17 protein-coding genes and 1 pseudogene are annotated in these 19,012 nt (G+C 61.0%); 16 read left to right on the top strand and 2 right to left on the bottom strand.

What is annotated here, in order from left to right; all coding sequences use genetic code 11:
• The first annotated feature begins 33 nt into the window (after positions 1-33).
• From ABEB25_RS02675 to trpE, 5 genes and pseudogenes are all read left to right on the top strand, one after another.
• On the top strand, positions 34-3,267 hold the full coding sequence (locus tag ABEB25_RS02675) for a LamG-like jellyroll fold domain-containing protein (protein WP_345734836.1): 3,234 nt from the start codon (positions 34-36) through the stop codon (positions 3,265-3,267).
• A 109-nt stretch (positions 3,268-3,376) separates the two neighbouring features.
• On the top strand, positions 3,377-3,748 hold the full coding sequence (locus ABEB25_RS02670; protein ID WP_345734835.1) for a hypothetical protein: 372 nt from the start codon (positions 3,377-3,379) through the stop codon (positions 3,746-3,748).
• A gap of 184 nt (positions 3,749-3,932) precedes the next feature.
• Entirely contained in the window at positions 3,933-4,235 is a 303-nt protein-coding gene (locus ABEB25_RS02665) for a hypothetical protein (RefSeq protein ID WP_345734834.1), read from the top strand.
• A gap of 65 nt (positions 4,236-4,300) precedes the next feature.
• Positions 4,301-5,756 (top strand): annotated as a pseudogene (locus tag ABEB25_RS02660) (L-lactate MFS transporter).
• Between the two features lie 80 nt (positions 5,757-5,836).
• On the top strand, positions 5,837-7,348 hold the full coding sequence (gene trpE, locus ABEB25_RS02655; RefSeq protein ID WP_345734833.1) for an anthranilate synthase component I: 1,512 nt from the start codon (positions 5,837-5,839) through the stop codon (positions 7,346-7,348).
• Between the two features lie 100 nt (positions 7,349-7,448).
• Here the strand turns inward: trpE and ilvD are convergent, their stop codons facing one another.
• Together ilvD and ABEB25_RS02645 are read right to left on the bottom strand one after the other, a co-directional pair.
• Positions 7,449-9,170, bottom strand: coding sequence for a dihydroxy-acid dehydratase (ilvD, locus tag ABEB25_RS02650; RefSeq protein WP_345734998.1), 1,722 nt, complete (start codon positions 9,168-9,170; stop codon positions 7,449-7,451).
• 62 nt (positions 9,171-9,232) lie between these two features.
• Positions 9,233-9,877 carry a 3-keto-alpha-glucoside-1,2-lyase-like domain-containing protein gene (locus ABEB25_RS02645; RefSeq protein WP_345734832.1) on the bottom strand — a complete coding sequence of 215 codons (645 nt, stop codon included), beginning with the start codon at positions 9,875-9,877 and terminating at the stop codon, positions 9,233-9,235.
• A gap of 44 nt (positions 9,878-9,921) precedes the next feature.
• Here ABEB25_RS02645 and ABEB25_RS02640 point away from each other — a divergent pair, with 44 nt between their 5' ends.
• The 11 genes from ABEB25_RS02640 to ABEB25_RS02590 all read left to right on the top strand — a co-directional run bounded on the left by ABEB25_RS02640 (position 9,922) and on the right by ABEB25_RS02590 (position 18,965).
• The gene (locus ABEB25_RS02640) at positions 9,922-10,302 is read left to right on the top strand and encodes a nucleotide pyrophosphohydrolase (RefSeq protein WP_345734831.1); all 381 of its coding nucleotides are present in this window, start codon (positions 9,922-9,924) and stop codon (positions 10,300-10,302) included.
• Positions 10,292-11,368 (top strand): 16S rRNA (cytosine(1402)-N(4))-methyltransferase RsmH, encoded by a 1,077-nt coding sequence (rsmH, locus tag ABEB25_RS02635; RefSeq protein WP_345734830.1) that lies wholly within the window; start codon positions 10,292-10,294, stop codon positions 11,366-11,368. The genes ABEB25_RS02640 and rsmH overlap by 11 nt, the downstream gene beginning before the upstream one ends.
• A 33-nt stretch (positions 11,369-11,401) precedes the next feature.
• Positions 11,402-12,016 carry a redox-sensing transcriptional repressor Rex gene (locus ABEB25_RS02630; protein WP_345734829.1) on the top strand — a complete coding sequence of 205 codons (615 nt, stop codon included), beginning with the start codon at positions 11,402-11,404 and terminating at the stop codon, positions 12,014-12,016.
• 451 nt (positions 12,017-12,467) lie between these two features.
• Positions 12,468-12,824 (top strand): hypothetical protein, encoded by a 357-nt coding sequence (locus ABEB25_RS02625; protein ID WP_345734828.1) that lies wholly within the window; start codon positions 12,468-12,470, stop codon positions 12,822-12,824.
• Between the two features lie 155 nt (positions 12,825-12,979).
• Entirely contained in the window at positions 12,980-13,360 is a 381-nt protein-coding gene (locus tag ABEB25_RS02620) for a hypothetical protein (RefSeq protein ID WP_345734827.1), read from the top strand.
• Between the two features lie 104 nt (positions 13,361-13,464).
• Positions 13,465-15,603 carry a multicopper oxidase domain-containing protein gene (locus tag ABEB25_RS02615; protein ID WP_345734826.1) on the top strand — a complete coding sequence of 713 codons (2,139 nt, stop codon included), beginning with the start codon at positions 13,465-13,467 and terminating at the stop codon, positions 15,601-15,603.
• 41 nt (positions 15,604-15,644) lie between these two features.
• Entirely contained in the window at positions 15,645-15,893 is a 249-nt protein-coding gene (locus ABEB25_RS02610) for a hypothetical protein (protein ID WP_345734825.1), read from the top strand.
• Between the two features lie 34 nt (positions 15,894-15,927).
• A complete protein-coding gene (locus tag ABEB25_RS02605; protein WP_345734824.1) occupies positions 15,928-16,206 on the top strand; it encodes a TRASH domain-containing protein in 279 nt (92 codons plus the stop codon).
• A gap of 97 nt (positions 16,207-16,303) precedes the next feature.
• Entirely contained in the window at positions 16,304-17,038 is a 735-nt protein-coding gene (locus ABEB25_RS02600) for a heavy-metal-associated domain-containing protein (RefSeq protein ID WP_345734823.1), read from the top strand.
• 86 nt (positions 17,039-17,124) lie between these two features.
• On the top strand, positions 17,125-18,438 hold the full coding sequence (locus tag ABEB25_RS02595) for an ATP-binding protein (protein ID WP_345734822.1): 1,314 nt from the start codon (positions 17,125-17,127) through the stop codon (positions 18,436-18,438).
• On the top strand, positions 18,435-18,965 hold the full coding sequence (locus tag ABEB25_RS02590) for a response regulator transcription factor (protein WP_345734821.1): 531 nt from the start codon (positions 18,435-18,437) through the stop codon (positions 18,963-18,965). The genes ABEB25_RS02595 and ABEB25_RS02590 overlap by 4 nt, the downstream gene beginning before the upstream one ends.
• Positions 18,966-19,012 lie beyond the last annotated feature (47 nt).

Genomic DNA, 19,012 nt, shown 5'->3' with positions numbered 1-19,012 from the left:
CCCCCCTTTCAACCGGGTATTGTTTGCCTGACCATGCGCCGCCTGCTCCTCCCAGCCCTTCTGTTTGCTGCCCTTCCTGCCACCGCCCTGCAAGAAACCTGGGAGACTGGCTACACGGGCACCGATGCCTCAGGCAAGCAGGTGCTGGGTTATTGGAAATTCGATGACGGCGCGGAGCTGAAGGACAGCTCTAGCAAGGGCCATGACCTCGTGGTCAATGGTGCCGTTCTCAAAGCCGAAGGCCGACTGGGCCTGGGCTTCGAGTCCTTCCCCGGCTTTCCCCTTTCGGACAAGCCGCACTCGCTGCGTGTCACCGGCACTGCCCCGCTGACTCCCACGGGCCCGTTCACGATGGAGATGTGGATCCGGCCCAAAGCCGACTTTACCAAGACCGGGCGCTGCTACCTGCTGGACAAACGCTATGTGCCCGATAACCACACCGACTACGCCTGGCAGATCCTGGAGCCGGACAAAGCGGGACTTCGTCGCCTGGCTGTGACGCTGGGCTTTGGCAGCACCTCAGAGACGTTTCACTCCGAGCCGCTCACCCTCGCCACCGAATGGCAGCATGTGGCCTTCACTTATGATGCGGCAGGCACCGTCACCTTTTATCGCAATGGGTCCCTGCTCAGCCGGGTGACCAAGCCCGGCTGCACCGCTGTGGCACCGGGCACGAAGCCACTGCATCTGGGGGATCGCGTGGGCAGCAATTACGGTGGCTTTTCCGGCTTCATCGATGAAGTCCGCCTGTGTGAAGGAGCGCTTCAGTTTGAGGCCATCGCCCTCAGTCTCACCAGCCCGCGCCACGTCTGGCAGCGGCAGGAGCGCAGCGATCCCGTGCTGCTCCGCTGCACGAATCTGCGCCGTGAGAAAGTCACGGGAGCCATTTTGGAAGTGACCTTTGGCGACGAGAACCAAACCTACCCATTGCCCGAACTCAGAGCCGGGGCGGAACACGCGGTGCGCTTCGCCATCAATACAGGACTGAAAGCGGGCAGCTACAAGCTGCAGGCCCGGCTGCAGATGGGCACGGCCTTCACCGATGCCACCGAGACCTTTGAGATTGTCCCCCGCCCTGCTCCCTCCATGCCTGTGGTCATGTGGGGGGCAGGGCCTGAGGAAATGACGCGGCTGAAGGATATCGGCTTCACCCACTTCATCGGCCTGCGAGCCCCCGCGCTGGAGGAGATATGGGCCACGCGAATGGACAATCAAAAGACACCTTTCCCCGGCACTCCGGAAGAGATGGACAAGCAGCGCCGCACCCTGGATGAAGCCCTCGCCAAGGGTCTGAAGGTCGTCGCCAGCCTGTCCCCAGGTCACTGGCTGGAGACCAAGCCCGAACTGCTGCGGGTGGACCGCGCGGGCAAGCCAAACGAGCGTCCGGCCATTGCCGCCTCCACACCAGATGTTGCTCCGTTTTTTGAAAAGCTGGGCCGCAGTATGTCCCGCGCTTATGGCCAGCATCCGGCCTTTGCCGCCACGCTCATCAATACTGAAGTGCGCGATGCCTCGCGCCCTTCCTTCAATGCGGTGGACCGTGAAAACTATCGCCAGTTTGCCCAGACCGACATCCCTGCGGAGGTGAACCTGCGTAGCGGGGTGGACTGGACGAAGCTGAAAGACTTCCCGGCCAACCGGGTGATCGCTGATGATCACCCGCTGCTGAAATACTACCGCTGGTTTTGGACCGTGGGCGATGGCTGGAACGGCCTGCACAGCGCCCTGAACAAGGGCATCAAAAGCGGGGCGCACCGCGACCACTGGACCTTCTTTGACCCCGCCGTGCGCCAGCCCAGCATCAGCGGCGCAGGTGGCACGGTGGATGTGCTTTCCCACTGGACCTACACTTACCCGGATCCCCAGCGCATCGGCCTGTGCACGGACCAACTCCTGGCCATGAGCGAGGCCAGCGGCCGCCGCCAGCGGGTGATGAAGATGACCCAGCTCATCTGGTATCGCAGCCAGACGGCCCCCATCAAGGCCGGGCAGCCGGCAGATGGCGTGGCGTGGGAGGATCACGATCCCGAAGCCGCCTACATCACCATCGCGCCCATGCACCTGAAGGAGGCCTTCTGGACCATGATCTCGCGTCCCGTCGAGGGCATCATGTACCACGGCTGGCAGTCCCTGGTGCCCACGGACAGCCCCGGCGGTTACCGTTACACCAACCCTAATACGGTCCATGTGCTGAAAGAGCTGATCCACGATGTCATCCGCCCCCTCGGCCCCACGCTGATGAGCCTGCCAGATGAACGTGCCGAGGTGGCTTTTTTGGAAAGCTTCACCGCCCAGATGTTCGCCCGGCGCGGCGGTTATGGCTCGAACAACGGCTGGGCCGCCGATGTCTGGATGGCCCTGCAGCATGCCCATGTGCGCACCGACATTCTATTTGAGGAAACGCTGCTGAAGAACGGCCTCAGCGGTCGCAAAATCCTGGTCATGCCAGAGTGCGATGTGCTGAGTGAATCCGTGGTCAAACGCATCCAGGAATGGCAGAAAACAGGCGGCAAGATCATTGCCGATGAACACCTCTGCCCGGCCCTGAAGGCCGATGTGCTGCTGCCCAGCTACAAGCGGGTGAAGAACGCGGCGGAGGACAAGGCCAAGCTGCTGGCCCTGGCGGCCACGCTCGGGCCTCAGGTCGCCTCGCTCGGCCACCAGCCGAAGGTCACGGCAGACAGTCCGGAGGTCATCCTGCGCACCCGTCGTTTTGGCGATGCCCTCTACCTCTTTGCCATCAATGACCGCCGCGAGGCCGGCACCTATGTCGGCCAGCATGGCCTCGTTTTGGAAAACGGCCTGCCCACCCAGGCCACCCTGACCCTGCACCAGGACAGCGCCAGCCTCTACGATCTGACTCGCGGCACCCTCATTGTCCCGCAGCGGGATGATACCGGCAGCCTGCGCTGGAAGGTGGATCTGGGCCCCTGCGAAGGCCGCATCTACATGGTCCTGCCGAAGCCTCTGCTGCAAATCCAGGCCGATCTCCCCGCCACTGCCAAACGTGGCAACCGGGCCGAACTGCATGTCCGCCTCACCACCACGCAGGACGCACCTCTGAAGGCCGTGGTCCCGCTGCAAATCGAGGTGCGCGATGCGAATGGAAAATCCACGGAGGGCAGTGGCTTTTACGCGGCTGAAAATGGCATCATCACCCTGCCGCTAGACATCGCGGCCAATGAAGACCCGGGCACCTGGGAAATCCGGGTGAAGGAGCTGGCATCCAAGATGGAAATCACCCGTTGGATGACCATCACGCCTTGAGGATGCCAATCGTTTAAAGAGGAAAAAATGGATGCATCACCCTCTCATTATCTAAAAATATATCTTAGACTAATGTTGTTTAGTTCCAGGAATGCAGGTAAGAGGTCGCATGTCCGATCCACGCAACGCTGCCCACGATAAAAAAGTCAGCCACGACAAGAAGCATCAAGAAACGGCTGAAGCCGCTCCAGTGAATGAACCCGAGGTCACCGAAGCAGCCCCCGCCGCAGGTGGTGCCTCCCCGGAAGAAGTGGCCCACCGTGAAGCATCGCTCGCGGTGCTGACACAGATCAAGGACATGGAGTTTCATTCGCGGGGCAATCTGGCGCGTCTGGGTGCGCTCATGCTCACCGTCGAGGATGAACTGAAACAGAAGGTCTTCGCCGTGGCCCTGGGCGACCTGTTTTCCGCCCAGGATCATTTGCAGAATCAGCTCACAGCTTTCATCACGGCCTACCAGGCTGAATGCGAGAGCCTCTAGAAAACGGGGTGTCTTCCCCCATCACGGCCATGCATTTCGCCCACTTGCATCTTGCAAGATGAGTGCGTCTTGCATGGCCATGATACCGTCCCACCTAGGGCGGCAACGTGGCAAGGAAGTTGCTTGAGATCCTGCCCAGCAGGTTTCCAAATTATTCCCGCAAACGACACCTAATCCTCCCCCTATGAAAGACGCCCTCTACCTCAGCCGCTCCTTTGTTGAATTTGGCCCCTTCCCAACGGCTGAAATGTTCAGCTTCTACAATCGTGGGCTCCTGGCAGACAGCGACTATGTGCGTGGTGCCTCTTCCGATGACTGGGTGCACGTGAATGACTGGGTGGCCAGCCTACCATCTGACGAGCCCCCTGCACCGCAGGCCAAAAAGGCTGTCTCCCCCACGCCGAAGGCTGCTGCACCTGCGAAAAAAGCAGCCGCGCCTGCGAAAAAGGCCCCGGCTAAAAAAGCCGCGACCAAGAAGGCGAAATAGTGACCCTCAGCAGCAGGATAATCTTCTTGCCTGCCACGGATGTGCCCCGCTAGAACAGCGGGCGCATGTCCTTCCTCTCCCGCGACGCCACCATCGCAGGCCCGGGTTTTTCCCGTTGGCTCGTCCCACCTGCCGCCATCGCCGTGCACATGTGCATCGGCCAGGTGTACGGCTTCAGTGTCTTTAAAAAACCTCTGGCCAAAGTGCTGGGCATCACCGCCCCCGGTGCGGGGGATTGGACGGAGGCTGACGTGGGCGTGGCCTATTCCATCGCCCTCGCTCTGCTGGGCCTTTCCGCCGCTGTCTTTGGCAAGTGGGTAGAACGCAGCGGCCCGCGCAAAACGATGGTGGCCAGCATGATCTGCTTTTGCACAGGCCTGGTGCTGGCGGCCCTGTCGGTAAAGTTTCACCAGCTCTGGCTGCTGTATGCTGGGTATGGGATCATCGGTGGCATCGGTCTCGGGCTAGGCTACATCGCGCCCGTTTCCACCCTCATGAAATGGTTTCCTGACCGTCCCGGTATGGCCACCGGGATGGCGATCATGGGCTTTGGCGGTGGGGCCCTCATCGGCGGTCCGCTGGCGGAGGAACTGATGGCCCGTTTTACCTCACCGACCTCCGTCGGAGCCATGGAGGCCCTGCTCATCATGGCGGGCCTGTATGCCGTGATGATGCTCTTCGGGGCCTTGATTGTCCGTGTGCCGCCAGAGGGGTGGAAACCCGAAGGCTGGGTGCCAAAAACGCAGACGGCCAAGCTGGTGACCAATGCCAATGTGGCCGTGGATACGGCCTGGAAGACGCCCCAGTTCTGGCTGCTGTGGATCGTGCTTTGCATGAATGTCAGCGCGGGCATCGGCATTCTGGGCCAAGCCTCGCCGATGATTCAGGACATGTTCAAGGTCACGCCAGCGGCGGCAGCGGGCTATGTGGGCCTGCTATCCCTGTGCAACCTGGGTGGCCGTTTCTTCTGGTCCTCCATGTCGGACATCATCGGGCGCAAGGGCATCTACTGCATCTATTTCATCCTCGGGGCCGGGCTTTACCTCAGTGTGCCCTGGACCCAGGGCCGGGGCAGCGTGACGATGTTCGTCATCGCCACCGGGCTCATTCTCACCATGTATGGCGGCGGTTTTGCCACCATCCCCGCCTACCTGCGGGATCTCTTTGGCAGCTACCAGGTCGGGGCCATCCATGGCCGTCTCATCACCGCGTGGTCCATGGCCGCCATCATCGGGCCTCAGCTTGTGGACCGCCTCTCCGTGGCGAACAAAAAGACCATGCCGCCGGAACAAGCCTACAACTCCATCTTTTACCTGATGATCGGCCTGCTGACGGTCGGCCTCATCGCTAACCTGCTTGTGCGTCCGGTGGATGCCAAACACCACGTCAAAACCATCGCCTGATCGCCCTCCTATGAAAGCTGTCGTCATCTGGCTCGTCGTCGTGATTCCCCTCTCCTGGGGCGTGACCAAATCCGTCCAAAAATCCCTCCCACTCTTCGGCATCGAGGCGAAGAAGTAACCTTGCACCAACCCGCAGCCCGTGGGGAAAGGCGGTTGCAGGGGCACTCGGCTTCTTTATGGTGGCGGCCCTTTCCCGCCATGTCTGCCCCGCATCTCCAGCCTGATCTGACCACCTTCTGCACGCTCGCACAGAAGGGCAACCTTGTGCCGGTGGTGGCGGAGTTGACGGCCGATTACGAGACACCGCTCTCCGCTTTCCAAAAGATCCACGATGGCCGCTGCGGCTTCCTGCTGGAATCGGCAGAGCTCACCCAACACTCGGGCCGCTACAGCCTGCTGGGCAGTTCCCCGCGCATGATCTTCACGGCCCGTGGCAAGGAGATCGAAATCGAGGAGCGCGGCAAGGTCCGCACCTACACCACGACCACCGATCCCCTGGATGAGCTGAAGAAGCTCATGGCCCCCTTCCAGCCGCTGGAGTCCCATCCCATCCCCGTCTTCCACGGCGGTGCCGTCGGCTACCTGGGCTATGACATGGTGCGCTTTTTTGAGCCCACGCTCGCCCCACCGCCGAAGGATGAACTTGGCCTGCCGGAGATGGTGTACATGATCACGGACACGGTGATCATCTTTGATCACCGCACCCGCCGCATGTCCCTGGTGGCCAATGTCCACACGGATGAGCACCCCACACTAGAGGCCGCCTACACCTGGGCCCAGCAGCAGATCGCCATGCTGATGGAAAAGCTGTCCCAGCCCCTCGCCGTGAAGCCCCTGCAGACCATCGCCCCCGTGAGCACGGAGCAGATGCCCGCCCCCGTCAGCAACACCACCCAGGCCGAATACGAAGGCATGGTGCTGAAGATGAAGGAATACATCGGTGCAGGCGATATCTTCCAAGGCGTGCCCTCACAACGCTTTGAGACGGACTACACCGGCACCCCGCTGGATCTCTACCGCGCGCTGCGCCATGTGAATCCTTCGCCCTACATGTTCTGCCTGCAGTTCCCGCAGGGCTTCTCGCTCGTCGGCAGCTCCCCAGAAGTGCATGTGAAATGCCTCAACGGCCGCATTGATATCCGCCCCATCGCCGGCACGCGCTGGAGGGGCAAAACCCGCGCCGAAGACGATGCCCTGGCCGATGAACTCCTCAACGATCCCAAGGAACGCGCCGAGCACATCATGCTGGTGGACCTCGCCCGCAACGACGTGGGGCGCGTGGCCGAATACGGCACCGTCAAGGTCAGCGACCTGATGATCATCGAGCGCTACAGCCACGTCATGCACATCGTCAGCAATGTGGACGGCCGCCTCAATGAAGGCAAGGACGCCTATGATGTCATGCGCGCCACCTTCCCCGCAGGCACCGTCAGCGGCAGCCCGAAGGTCCGCGCCATGTCCATCATCAACGAGGTGGAAAAAAGCAAACGCTGCGCCTATGCAGGTGCTGTGGGCTACTTCGGTTTTGATGGCAATCTGGACTCCTGCATCGCCCTACGCACCTGCGTGCTCAAGGACGGCAAAGCCTACGTCCAGGCCGGAGCCGGGGTGGTGGCCGATTCCGACCCGACCTACGAGTACCGCGAGACTGTGAACAAGGCCACCGGCATGCTCCGCGCCATCGAGTGGGCACGCCAGCTCGGTGCCTGAAGCATGGCCTGCCTTCTTTAAGATGGTTAGGCTGAAAAAAAATCCCGGCCCGCGTGAGCAGACCGGGATGATCAGGCGAGGGGCACGTGGCCCCGCCTAATTAGAATTGCTTGTCCGTCACTGCGCCTTCGCTGGCGCTGGTGGTGAGGGCGGCATACTTGGCCAGCACACCACGGGTGTAGCGTGGCTTTGGCTGCTTCCACGCCTTGAGACGGGCGGCCAGCTCCTTGGCAGGGATGCCGAGGGTGATGGCGCGCTTCTCAGCATCGATGGTGATGGCGTCGCCATTCTTGATGACGGCAATCGGGCCACCGACGAAGGCTTCCGGCGTGACGTGACCGACCACAAAACCGTGGCTGCCACCGCTGAAACGACCGTCGGTGATGAGGGCCACATCTTTGCCCAGGCCTTTGCCCATGATGGCGGAGGTGGGGCTGAGCATTTCGCGCATGCCGGGACCGCCTTTCGGCCCTTCCATGCGGATGACGATGACGTGGCCTTTTTTCACCTTGTCGTTCAAGATGGCATCCAACGCCTTCTCTTCGGATTCAAAGACGATGGCCTTGCCGGTGAACGTGAGACCTTCTTTGCCGCTGATCTTGCCGACTGCGCCTTCGGGGCAGAGGTTGCCTTTGAAGATGACGAGGTGGCTGTCTTTTTTGATCGGGTCGCTCAGAGGACGGATGATCTTCTGGCTCTTCGGATAGACGATCTTGGACTTGCGCACGTTTTCCTTCATCGTGCGGCCGGTGACGGTGAGGCAATCGCCATGCATCAGGCCTTCTTCCACCAGGATGCGCATCAGCGGCACCGTGCCGCCGATCTTCACCAGGTCATTCATGAAATACTTGCCGCTTGGCTTCAGGTCGGCCAGCACCGGGGTCTTCTTGCCGATGCGGACGAAGTCTTCAATCGTCAGCTTCACACCGGCGCTGTGCGCCATGGCGATGAGATGCAGCACGGCGTTCGTGGAGCCGCCTAGGGTGATGATCAGTGTGATGGCGTTTTCAAACGCTTCCTTGGTCATGATGTCGCGAGGCGTGATGCCCAGCTTGATCATGTTCATCACGGCAGCACCGGCGTCGAAGCAGTCGATGAGCTTGTCGTCGCCGACGGCGGACTGGGCACCGGAGTTTGGCAAGGACATGCCCAGGGCCTCGATGGCGCTGGCCATGGTATTGGCCGTGTACATGCCGCCGCAAGAGCCTTCGCCAGGGATGCTGTGTTCTTCGATGTCAATGAGGTCGGCATCGGTGATCTGGCAGTTGGCGTGTTTGCCCACCGCTTCAAAGACGGTGACGATGTCCGCATCCTTCTTCTCATGGCCCACGCAGCCGGGGAGGATGGTGCCGCCGTAAACGAAAACGCTGGGGCGGTTCAGACGCGCCATGGCCATCACGCAACCAGGCATGTTTTTGTCACAGCCGCCGATGGCGACAAAGCCGTCCATGCCTTCACAACCGACGACCGTCTCGATGGAGTCGGCGATGACTTCGCGGCTAACCAACGAGTATTTCATGCCTTCGGTGCCCATCGAGATGCCATCGGAGATGGTGATGGTGTTGAAGATCAGGCTTTTGCCACCAGCGGCATCCACGCCCTTAGCCGTTTCTTTGGCCAGGCGGTCAATGTGCATGTTACACGGGGTGACCATGCTCCAGGTGCTGGCGATGCCGATCTGGGATTTCTGGAAGTCTTCCCGCTTAAAGCCGACCGCATGCAGCATGGCGCGGCTGGGCGCACGCTCGACACCGTCCACGACGATGGCGCTGTGTTTACGATGGAGGGATTCGGGTTTCTTGGATGCTGCTTTCTTGGCCATGATGGGGTGGGCGCGCATCTTGCCAGCAGCGAAGGCGGCTTGCAAGCAGGGAAGATCGCCCATCAAGGCAGAGTTTCCACCTTCACTGCCCGCACACGGGCCTTGGTATTCCAGGTGGCAAAGCCGAACGGCAGGCAGTGATCAATGAAGCCGGAACGCAGGGTCACTTGGCGGCCCTTGATGCTGGCATTCACCACGATGCGGTCATCCACCCAGGCTCGCAGATCATCCGGGCGGACCTCGATCCGCACCTTGTACCAGCGGTTGTTTTCAAAGCGTTGCTCCGCCCGCGTCTGGTTCTCGTTGGCATCCAGGAAATCAATGCTGGAGATGCCGGTGACGGTGCCGCCCCAGCCGCCGATGACAAAGGTGGCGTGGGATTGGTGGCTACCCACGGGAAAGGTGGCCATGCCAAAGATGTCGCCCCCTTCCACCCGCAGAGCTTCATAGGTGAGGGCGTAGTTTGTTTGCGGCAGATCGGGGGTCCAGCCCACCCACTTGGCCCCGGTCATGGGCTGCCCGGCGGCGAGGGTGAGTTCGCCATCCTTCACCTGGATTTCCCCCTCGTCTGGGATGCCTGCCTGCTGCCATTGCGCGGCGGCGGCTCCCTCCAACAAGGACCAGTTGCGCGGGGCCTGGGGCACGGGTTTATCGGCAGGGCCACACCCGGCCAGGAGCAGACTGAAAAGACTGAGACGAAATAGCATGTTCCCACAGTAACGCCTGTCCCTGCTTTTGGCGATGCTTCTGCGTGGACGCCGGGCCGGATGCGGTGTTTGATGCCCGCATGACCATCGAAGCCCTGACTGAACGCATCTGCGCCTTTCGCGATGCCCGTGACTGGCAGCAGTTTCACAATCCCAAGGACATGGCCGTGGCCATCGCGGCTGAGGCCGGGGAACTGATGCAGCACTTTGTCTGGAAAACGCAGGCCCAGACCGAGCAGGTCATCACGGAAAAACGCGCCGAGATCACCGATGAAATCGCCGATGTGGGCATCCTGCTCTTTGAACTAGCGCACAATCTGAACATCCCGCTGGCTGAGGCCATGCAGGCGAAACTGGAGCGCAATGAGCTGCGCTACCCGGCCGATAAAGCCCGGGGCAACAACCTGAAATACAATGAACTCTGAGGCCGCCCCTTCCGCGCCCGATCCCACCCCTGCCGCCCACAAACGCCGCCCTCGCTACAGCGGTAAAAACCCGCGCCGGTTTGAGGATAAGTATAAGGAGCTGAACGCCGACAAGTACCCGGACGAAGTGGCGAAGGTCCTCGCTGCGGGCAAAACCCCCGCTGGCCAGCACGTACCCATCATGGTGGGAGAAGTGCTGGAGTGCCTGCAACTGCAAGCGGGTCAGAACGCAGTGGACTGCACCCTGGGCTATGGCGGCCACACCCGTGCGATGTGGGAGCGGCTGCAACCCGGCGGGCACCTGATGTCCCTGGATGCCGACCCCATCGAGCTCGAACGCACCCTGACCCGCCTGCGTGCGGGTGGCATGGGGGAGGAAAGCTTCACGGCCCGCCGCTGCAACTTTGCCGGACTGGTTAAGGCCCTGGCCGATCAAGGCTGGGCGGAGGGAGCGGATGCCATTTTTGCCGATCTGGGATTGTCCTCCATGCAGATCGATAACCCGGCGCGTGGTTTTACCTTCAAGCACGACGGCCCCCTGGACATGCGCCTAAACCCGCAGCGGGGCAAACCGGCCTCGGCTTGGCTGGCAGAGACCACGCCGGAAAAGCTCACCCTCCTGCTGGAGGAAAATGCCGATGAACCGCGTGCGGCACTCATCGCCCAGCATCTGTGCAAAACCGGACGGCAGACACCCCTCACCCGTACCAAGGCCCTGGCCGAAAGCATCCGCCAGGGGCTGCCACACGCCGTTTCTGCCGACGATGCGGACGCCACCGTGCGCCGTGTCTTCCAGGCCATCCGCATCGCCGTGAATGAGGAATTCACCGTGCTAGATAGCCTGCTGCGTGCCCTGCCCGCCTCGCTGAAACCCGGTGGGCGGGTGGCCATCCTCACTTTCCACTCGGGCGAAGATCGACGAGTGAAGAAGGCCTTTCAGGAGGGTCTACACCTGGGGCAATACAGCGCCGTGGCCCGCGAAGTGATCCGTGCCACTCCTAGTGAACAGCACCAAAACCCACGCTCTGCCCCGGCCAAACTGCGCTGGGCCATCCGCGCAGAGTGATTGACAAACTCACCGGAACGTGAATTTTCACGAGTGCCTAGGATAGACATCCCCCGCAAATCTATTTATCGCCTCTCCATTTATCAGCGCTGCCTGGGAAAGCTGCGTGAGAACGATGTGGATACGGTTTCGTCCGAGGCATTGGCCAAGGCTGCGGGGGTCAAACCGACCCAGCTCCGCAAGGACTTGGCGTATTTTGGCCAGTTCGGCACACGCGGGCTAGGCTACAATGTGGATGTCCTCAGCAACACGATCTCCGAGGTGCTGGGGCACAATCGCCTGCAACCCGTCATCCTCGTGGGTGTGGGGAATCTGGGCTCCGCCCTGCTGCGCTACGGCGGCTTCCGCAAGGAAGGTTTCGAAGTCGTGGCCGCCTTCGACGTCAACCCCAAGCGCCAGCCCGACCTGGCTATCCCCATCCTGGCCATCACTGAGATGACGGATTTCATCCAGCAAAACCAGGTGAAGATGGCCATCCTCGCTGTGCCCGCCAGCGCAGCCCAGATCGTGACCAACCAGATGGTGGAGGCGGGCATCCAGGCCGTGCTGAATTTCTCCCCTTCCGTTTTGGATGTGCCCGAGCACGTGGTGGTGAACAGCGTGGACCTGGCCGTGGAGCTGGAAAATTTGAGCTACTTCATCCGTTAGGCGGTAGCGGTGAAGGGCCTTTGAGGAGGTTCTAGAACTCAGCGACCTTCTGCGAACAGCATTTTTCCTGCTGCGACCTCCCCTCACCTTGGCCTCTCCCCGCAAGCGGGAGAGGGAACGCGCTTGGGGAGCTCGGGATGGGATCGCGAACGAGAGGTGATGTGGTGGTTTTCAGTCTTCGGAGGCCAAACGACTTCCCCCCTCGCCCCGCTTGCGGGGAGCAGGGCTGGGGTGAGGGGCCGTCGAGTGCTCTTGGGTGAGGTCAGGAGATGTATCCACATTCCCCCAAGCACCGCGCACGCTTTCTGCTTCCTTCGACGGAAGGCCCTCCGACCTACATTTTTCGCCATCGCACATTCTAGGAGTGACATCCTGGCTCGGGTTTGCGAAAAAATAGCCTCCGGTTGTCCGGCACGCTAAAACATCACCCTGACACACATCCCCCGAAACGATGAAATCCACCCTATTCATCCTGGCCCTCGCGGCTTTCTCTGGCCTCTCCCTCACCTCCGCCCAGGCGGGTGACATTGAGACCGTCATGAAAGAAGCCATGAAGGGCAACACCAGCCTGCACTCCAAAGTCGCCACCGGCAAAGGCACCCCCGAAGACGCGAAGAAGCTGCTGGCCTATTTCAAGACCCTGCCATCTGACAGCCCGCCAGAAGGTGACTCGGCAAGCTGGAAAGAGAAGACCACCAAGCTGATCGACGCCGCCCAGGGTGTGGTGGATGGCAAACCTGGTGCCACCAAAGTCCTGCAGGAAGCAGGCAACTGCAAAGCCTGCCACAGTGTGCACAAGGGCAAGTAAGCCCTTTCTTTTGAGGGAGCGTCCCAGCCGGGCCGCTCCCTTTTTTTGCCATGGCAGCAATATGGGCGGAATAAAAATCAACCTGCCACCTCTCATGGTTGCAGATTCAACGTAACCATCTGCGATGATGTCCGTGTTCTCTAGCAGACACACCCATGCCACTCGTTCGTTCCATCCTCCTCATCTTCGCGCTTCTGGTGCAGGCCCTGCCTGTAGCTGCGCTGAGCCATGGGGAAGAAATGGAGACGTGCAGCATGAGCTGCTGTGCAACGGTTCGCCAAATGGAGTCCCTGGACTGTGGCTGCATCGAGGCCCCCGTTTCAAACTCGAAGCCTACACCTGCAAGCCCATCTCCAGCTTCCAGCCGAGACCTCCTTTCCCAGCCGCAATGGGTGCTGCTGAGCGAGGCCCTGCAACTTTCCACGGCAGCTAGCACACGCACGCTGCCCGTCGCCTCCAGTCTTCACCTGGAAGCCCCTGCTCTGACCCAGCCGCATGTCCGGCTGCTGGTCCTGTTCTGCTCCTTCCTGACCTGAGTCGGCGTCTTTGACAGACGCATTGTGCCCACGAGCCACGATCCCTGCCCGGGATGCACGTGGCTGGGCATCGGTTCCACGAACCTTCGACGACTCAGACACTCATGAAATTCCTTTTAGCATTCGCAGCGCTCGCGCTGCCCGCAGCCGCATTGGCCTGTGACGACTGCAAGACCCGCCGCCCTCTCACTGGGCCGCTGGTCGAGTATGATCTCTACATCACGGAACAAACCGTCAGCCCGGCGGGCAAACCCGTGCGCGGTCTCACCATCAATGGCGGCATCCCCGGCCCAACGCTGCGCTTTCGCGAAGGTGACTTTGCCCGCATCCGCGTGCACAACCAGCTCAAGGACGAAGAGACCTCCACCCACTGGCATGGGTTGCTTTTGCCTAACCAGGAGGATGGCGTCCCGCATGTGACCACACCTCCCATCCTGCCGGGTAAGACGCACACCTTCGAGTTTGAGCTGCGCCACTCCGGCACCTACTGGTACCATTCCCACACCCACTTGCAGGAGCAAAGCGGCGTCTATGGCTCCATCGTCGTCACGCCACGCGGTGGCGAGCCTGTGAAGGCCGACCGGGAACAGGTGCTGCTGCTCTCTGACTGGACGGACCTGCATCCTCACGAAGTGCAGCGCATGCTCATGCGTGGCAGTGATTACTTCGGTCTCATGCGGCGGAATTCACAGTCCATCCTGGGCGCGGCGCAGAAGGGCATGCTGAAGGATTACTTCAAGCGCGAATGGTCACGCATGCCTCCCATGGATGTGTCCGATGTGGGCTACCACGCTTTTTTGATCAATGGCCAGCGCAGCACCCAGATCAGCGGAAAACCGGGCGAGCGCGTGCGCCTGCGCCTCATCAACGCCTCCGCCGCCACCTACTTTTACCTGCACTCCTCCGCTGGGCCGCTGACCATTGTGGCAGCCGATGGCCCACCCGTCGAGCCTGTGAAGGTGGAGCGGCTTTTCATGGCCATTGCCGAAACCTACGATGTCCTCATCACCATCCCCGCCAGCGGCCAGTATGAACTGCGCGCCACCACCCAGGATGGCAGCGGCCATGCCTCCGCCTTTTTCGGTGAAGGCAAGCTCACACCCGCCAGCGATCCACCCCGGCCTAACCTTTACAAGATGGACGAGATGCTGAACCTGGCCCTGGAGGAAAAGGAGGACGATCCACGCGCCTCGCTGAATCTCCCTCGCCCTGGTTCCCCCTACCGTTTGCTGCGTGCCCCGCAGGATACCACGCTGCCCGCGAAATTACCGCGCCGGAAAGTCACCCTGCATCTCACCGGCGACATGAACCGCTACATCTGGTCCTTCGATGGCAAGACCATCGCCCAAGAGCCTTACGTCATGATCAAGAAGGGCGAGATCATTGAGCTGGAGCTCATCAATGACACGATGATGCATCACCCCATCCACCTGCATGGTCACTTTTTCCGCCTGCTCATGGGTCAGGGGGCGCGCTCACCGCTGAAGCACACCGTGGACGTGCCGCCCATGACCAGCCGCATCGTGGAGTTTGAAGCCAATGAAGAAAAGGACTGGATGTTCCACTGCCACATCCTCTACCACATGATGAGCGGCATGGCCCGCATCTTCCGCTATGAAGATGCCCCAGGCAACGCGTCCCCGATGATGGGCCACGGCGAAACGGCCACCGCATCCTCGGCACAGCCTACTTCCATGAACGCCGAAGATCACAGCCTGCACCATGCCGCAGGCCTGGGCGAACACAGTCATGACATGGCCTACGTGTGGGGCGCGGCCTCCATTCAAAGTCACATGAGCGAGGGCCTGCTGACCTGGATGAACCCGAAGAACGACCTCCTGCTGAGTTGGGAAATCGGCTGGGTAGGCGTGGATAAAACCCAATACGAGGTGGATGCCCTCTACCAGCGGTATTTCAACGCCAACTTCCAAGCCTTCATCGGCGCCCGCCTAACCAATGATCCGGATGCCGAAGACCGCGCCGTCATTGGCCTCAACTACCGCCTGCCGTTCATGACCTGGGCCAGCCTGAGCCTGGATAGTGAAGGCGACGCCCGTATCGGCCTGGCGAGACGCTTCCAGCTCACCCCGCGCCTGGGTGTCTTTGGCAGGGTGGAATACGATACCCGCACCCGCTGGGAATGGACCGCCGGGGCCGACTACACCCTCACCCGCAGCACTTCCCTGATCACCCAGTACCATTCCGAATTCGGTCTCGGTGCTGGGGTGCTCATCCGCTTTTGATGACCCTGGTCATCGTCTCAAAAACCCAACAAACCACATCCATGAAAACGAAACTCACTACCCTCCTCACCACCGCCTTTCTGGGCCTCACCCTCGCCTCTTGTTCCACCACCAGCAGTGCCGGTGCCAAGCCCTACCCGCTGAGCACCTGCATCGTCAGCGACAACAAGCTAGGTAGCATGGGCACCCCAGTGACCAAAGTACACCAAGGCCAGGAAGTAAAATTCTGCTGCGAACCCTGCGTGAAAAAATTCGACGCCAACCCTGCCAAATACATGGCCAAACTCTAAACCTAACCAACTAAACAACTAAAAATACATCCTTATGAAACGCACCTCCTTCCTCACCGTCCTTGCCGCCGCTTTCTTCAGCGTCAGCCTAGCCACCGCTGCCGATAAAACCCCTGAAGGTCTTCCTGCCGACTACCCTTTGAAAAAGTGTGTGGTCTCCGATGAACCCTTCGGCGGTGAAATGGGCAAGCCCGTCAAAGTCACGCATGAGGGCACCGATGTGTACCTCTGCTGCAAAGCCTGCCTCAAGGACTTCAAAAAAGATCCCACCAAATACACCCAGAAGGTGAAGGACGCGGCACCGAAGAAGTAGCGCCTTGTTTCCGCCCCAATACCCGTCCTCTTTTGGCGGGTATTGGGTGAGACCGCCCCTGCCCTGACTTATTTCTCAAACCAACCTTCTCTCCCCCATGAATCTCCCCCAAACCTTTCCTCTCGTCGGCCTGTCTTGTGGCAGTTGTGTGGCCAAAATCACCACCCGCCTCCAGCAGCATCCTGACATCGCCGAAGTCACCGTGACACTCGACCCGTCCGAGGCGCGCATTCGCACCTCCACCGCCTTGAGCGATGCAGACATGAATGCCTGGCTGGCCCCGCTGGACAATGGCCGCTACCACGTAGTGGAGACTTCCATGGATGCCGCGCCGCCCGCCTTGCCACAAAAGAATGCCCAGACTTACCGCCCGCTGATCATCCTCCTGGCCTATCTTTTGGCCATCATCGCGGCCAGCGCGTGGGCTCAGGGCAGCTTTCACTTGGGGGAGGCCATGCGGCTTTTCATGGGCGGCTTTTTCATCGCCTTCTCCTTTTTTAAGCTGCTGGACCTGCGCGGTTTTGCCGATGCCTATCGCAGCTACGACCTCGTGGCCAAAGCCATCCCCGCTTATGGTTTCGTTTATCCATTCATAGAGTTAGGCCTAGGCCTCGCCTATTTAGCGAATGTCCAGCCCACGGTGGTCAATGCTGTAACGGCACTGGTCATGGCGGTGAGCTTGCTGGGAGTACTCCAGGCGGTGCTATCCAAAAAAACCATCCGCTGCGCTTGCCTGGGCACCGTTTTTAATCTGCCCATGTCCACCGTCACCATCATTGAAGACGGTCTCATGGTCCTCATGGCCATCGCCGCACTACTCTTGCCACACTGATATCGTGGATGATCTCCACAGTGCCCCCCTCTGTGGCAAATTGCCGCAGGGCATGGACATCCGTCTCTGGCGGCCCATGATGCAGCATGCGCCCCAGCCCCCACCACGCAGCACCCGGACTGCCCTCTTGGCAGCGATGGACGGGGCTGAGCGAGATTTGGGTGGGGGCAGATCTCTCCTCGCGGCTGCTTCTCCTCCTGCGCTGGCTGGCCGTTTTGGGCCAGGGGCTCACCCTCGCCATGGCGGAAAAATTTGGCGTGGAGATTCCCTGGGGGCCGTGTGGCATCGCCCTTGGGATCACCCTGATTAGCAATGTCATCCTGGCCTGGTGGCATCGGCAAATGCCGGGGCAGCACCTGGGCGGTGGCTTTTTTCACGTGCTCCTGGGGGACGCCGCCACCCTCACCTTCCTCCTCTACTGGACAGGCGGCCTAACCAATCCTTTCGCCATTTTTTACCTCGTTCAGCTCACCCTCGCCGCCGTAGCTTTGCGCAGCTCCGCCGCCATCAGCCTGGGGCTGCTCATGGGCAGCGCCGCCGCCGTTTTGTTGATCCATCATCAGCCGCTGCGTTTGCAGCAGGGAGGTCCGCTTTCCCCCTCCATGCAGGTTTATGGGCAGTTCACTGCGCTCTTCCTGGCTGGTGCATTCGTCTTGGTCATGCTGGTGGCCATTCGCAGGCGTTCGCATCGGCTGCAAATGGAGCGTCAAAAACTGCGCCAGGAGCTGGAGTCCCGAGAGCGCTTCCTCTCTGTTGCCGCCCTTGCCACAGGCTTTGCTCATGAGCTGGCTACGCCCATCGGCACCCTGGCCCTCGCCGCGGCAGAAATGCAGACGCATCCCGATGCGGAAACCGCTGCACTGATGGTGAAAGAAGCCGCCCGCTGCCAGGAGGTGCTGCAACGTCTGCGCACCCTGGGCCAGGAAGCTTTGGGCCAATCCAGCACACCCTGCGAGATCGGCCACGTGATCCAGACTACCCTGGCTGACCTGCCGCCCACTCAGCGGCAGCGCATCACCTTGAGCCTGCCTAAAGACAGTCGTCACACTCAGGTGGCCTGTGCAGGGCTGCGGGAAGCCCTGCTGGTGCTGCTGCGCAATGCCCTTCTTTCTTCCTCCCATGATCTGCCCGTGGAACTGAGCGTGCGGCTTCAAGATGGATACATCTTCTTCATCGTCGAGGATCGTGGCCCCGGCTTCACGACCGAGATGCTGGCGCATTGGGGCGAGCCCTTTCGCAGCACGCGTGCTGCTGGAGAAGGCATGGGCCTCGGGCTGTTCTTTGTGCGCCGCCTCGCCGCCTCCATGCAGGGCAGTGCGGTGGTGGAAAATCGGCCTGAAGGCGGTGCCTGCGTCTCCTTTTCCCTACCTCGCCTTTCACCCGCCCAACCTGCGCCATGATGACCGTCCTCCTGATTGAAGATGACGAAAGCTTCCGCACCACCCTCGCGATGGCCCTGCGCCGCCGTGGCTGCGAGATTTTCCAGGCCGCGAATGGATCCACCGCGCTGGAAACGATCCGCTCTGGTGCCTCCCCCTCCGGCATTGTTCTAGACATGCGGTTAGGCCAGGAAAATGGCATGAGCCTCATCGCCGAGATGCGCCGTCAGGTGCCCCATGCGCGCCTCATCGTCCTCACCGGTTACGGCAGCATCCCCAATGCCATCGAAGCCGTGCGCCTGGGGGCCGATGACTACCTACTCAAGCCTGCCAGCGCCGATCAGGTTCTCGCCGCCCTACAAGGTCACACCACCACATCCGCCCGCCCTGCTGCCAGTGATCTGCCCAGCCTCGCCCGCCTGGAGTGGGAGCACATCCAGCGTGTCCTTAGCGACTGCCACGGCAATATCTCCCACGCTGCCGAAGCCCTCGGCATCGACCGCCGCACCCTCCAGCGCAAGCTGAGCAAACAGCCGCCGGAGATGTGAGCTGCGGCATCTTGCCACATTTTCAAAGGGAGCGGGCGCCTGAAAGT

It is taken from the genome of Prosthecobacter algae (assembly GCF_039542385.1).
GTDB classification, from domain to species: domain Bacteria; phylum Verrucomicrobiota; class Verrucomicrobiia; order Verrucomicrobiales; family Verrucomicrobiaceae; genus Prosthecobacter; species Prosthecobacter algae.
This window is presented reverse-complemented; position numbering and strand designations above follow the sequence as displayed.

Excerpts from the sequence above, each read along its gene's own strand:
- ABEB25_RS02675 (WP_345734836.1), top strand. The coding sequence starts at position 34 with ATGCGCCGCCTGCTCCTCCCAGCCCTTCTGTTTGCTGCCCTTCCTGCC.
- ABEB25_RS02670 (WP_345734835.1), top strand. The coding sequence starts at position 3,377 with ATGTCCGATCCACGCAACGCTGCCCACGATAAAAAAGTCAGCCACGAC.
- ABEB25_RS02665 (WP_345734834.1), top strand. The coding sequence starts at position 3,933 with ATGAAAGACGCCCTCTACCTCAGCCGCTCCTTTGTTGAATTTGGCCCC.
- trpE (WP_345734833.1), top strand. The coding sequence starts at position 5,837 with ATGTCTGCCCCGCATCTCCAGCCTGATCTGACCACCTTCTGCACGCTC.
- ilvD (WP_345734998.1), bottom strand. The coding sequence starts at position 9,170 with ATGGCCAAGAAAGCAGCATCCAAGAAACCCGAATCCCTCCATCGTAAA.
- ABEB25_RS02645 (WP_345734832.1), bottom strand. The coding sequence starts at position 9,877 with ATGCTATTTCGTCTCAGTCTTTTCAGTCTGCTCCTGGCCGGGTGTGGC.
- rsmH (WP_345734830.1), top strand. The coding sequence starts at position 10,292 with ATGAACTCTGAGGCCGCCCCTTCCGCGCCCGATCCCACCCCTGCCGCC.
- ABEB25_RS02625 (WP_345734828.1), top strand. The coding sequence starts at position 12,468 with ATGAAATCCACCCTATTCATCCTGGCCCTCGCGGCTTTCTCTGGCCTC.
- ABEB25_RS02620 (WP_345734827.1), top strand. The coding sequence starts at position 12,980 with ATGCCACTCGTTCGTTCCATCCTCCTCATCTTCGCGCTTCTGGTGCAG.
- ABEB25_RS02615 (WP_345734826.1), top strand. The coding sequence starts at position 13,465 with ATGAAATTCCTTTTAGCATTCGCAGCGCTCGCGCTGCCCGCAGCCGCA.
- ABEB25_RS02610 (WP_345734825.1), top strand. The coding sequence starts at position 15,645 with ATGAAAACGAAACTCACTACCCTCCTCACCACCGCCTTTCTGGGCCTC.
- ABEB25_RS02605 (WP_345734824.1), top strand. The coding sequence starts at position 15,928 with ATGAAACGCACCTCCTTCCTCACCGTCCTTGCCGCCGCTTTCTTCAGC.
- ABEB25_RS02600 (WP_345734823.1), top strand. The coding sequence starts at position 16,304 with ATGAATCTCCCCCAAACCTTTCCTCTCGTCGGCCTGTCTTGTGGCAGT.
- ABEB25_RS02595 (WP_345734822.1), top strand. The coding sequence starts at position 17,125 with ATGCGCCCCAGCCCCCACCACGCAGCACCCGGACTGCCCTCTTGGCAG.
- ABEB25_RS02590 (WP_345734821.1), top strand. The coding sequence starts at position 18,435 with ATGATGACCGTCCTCCTGATTGAAGATGACGAAAGCTTCCGCACCACC.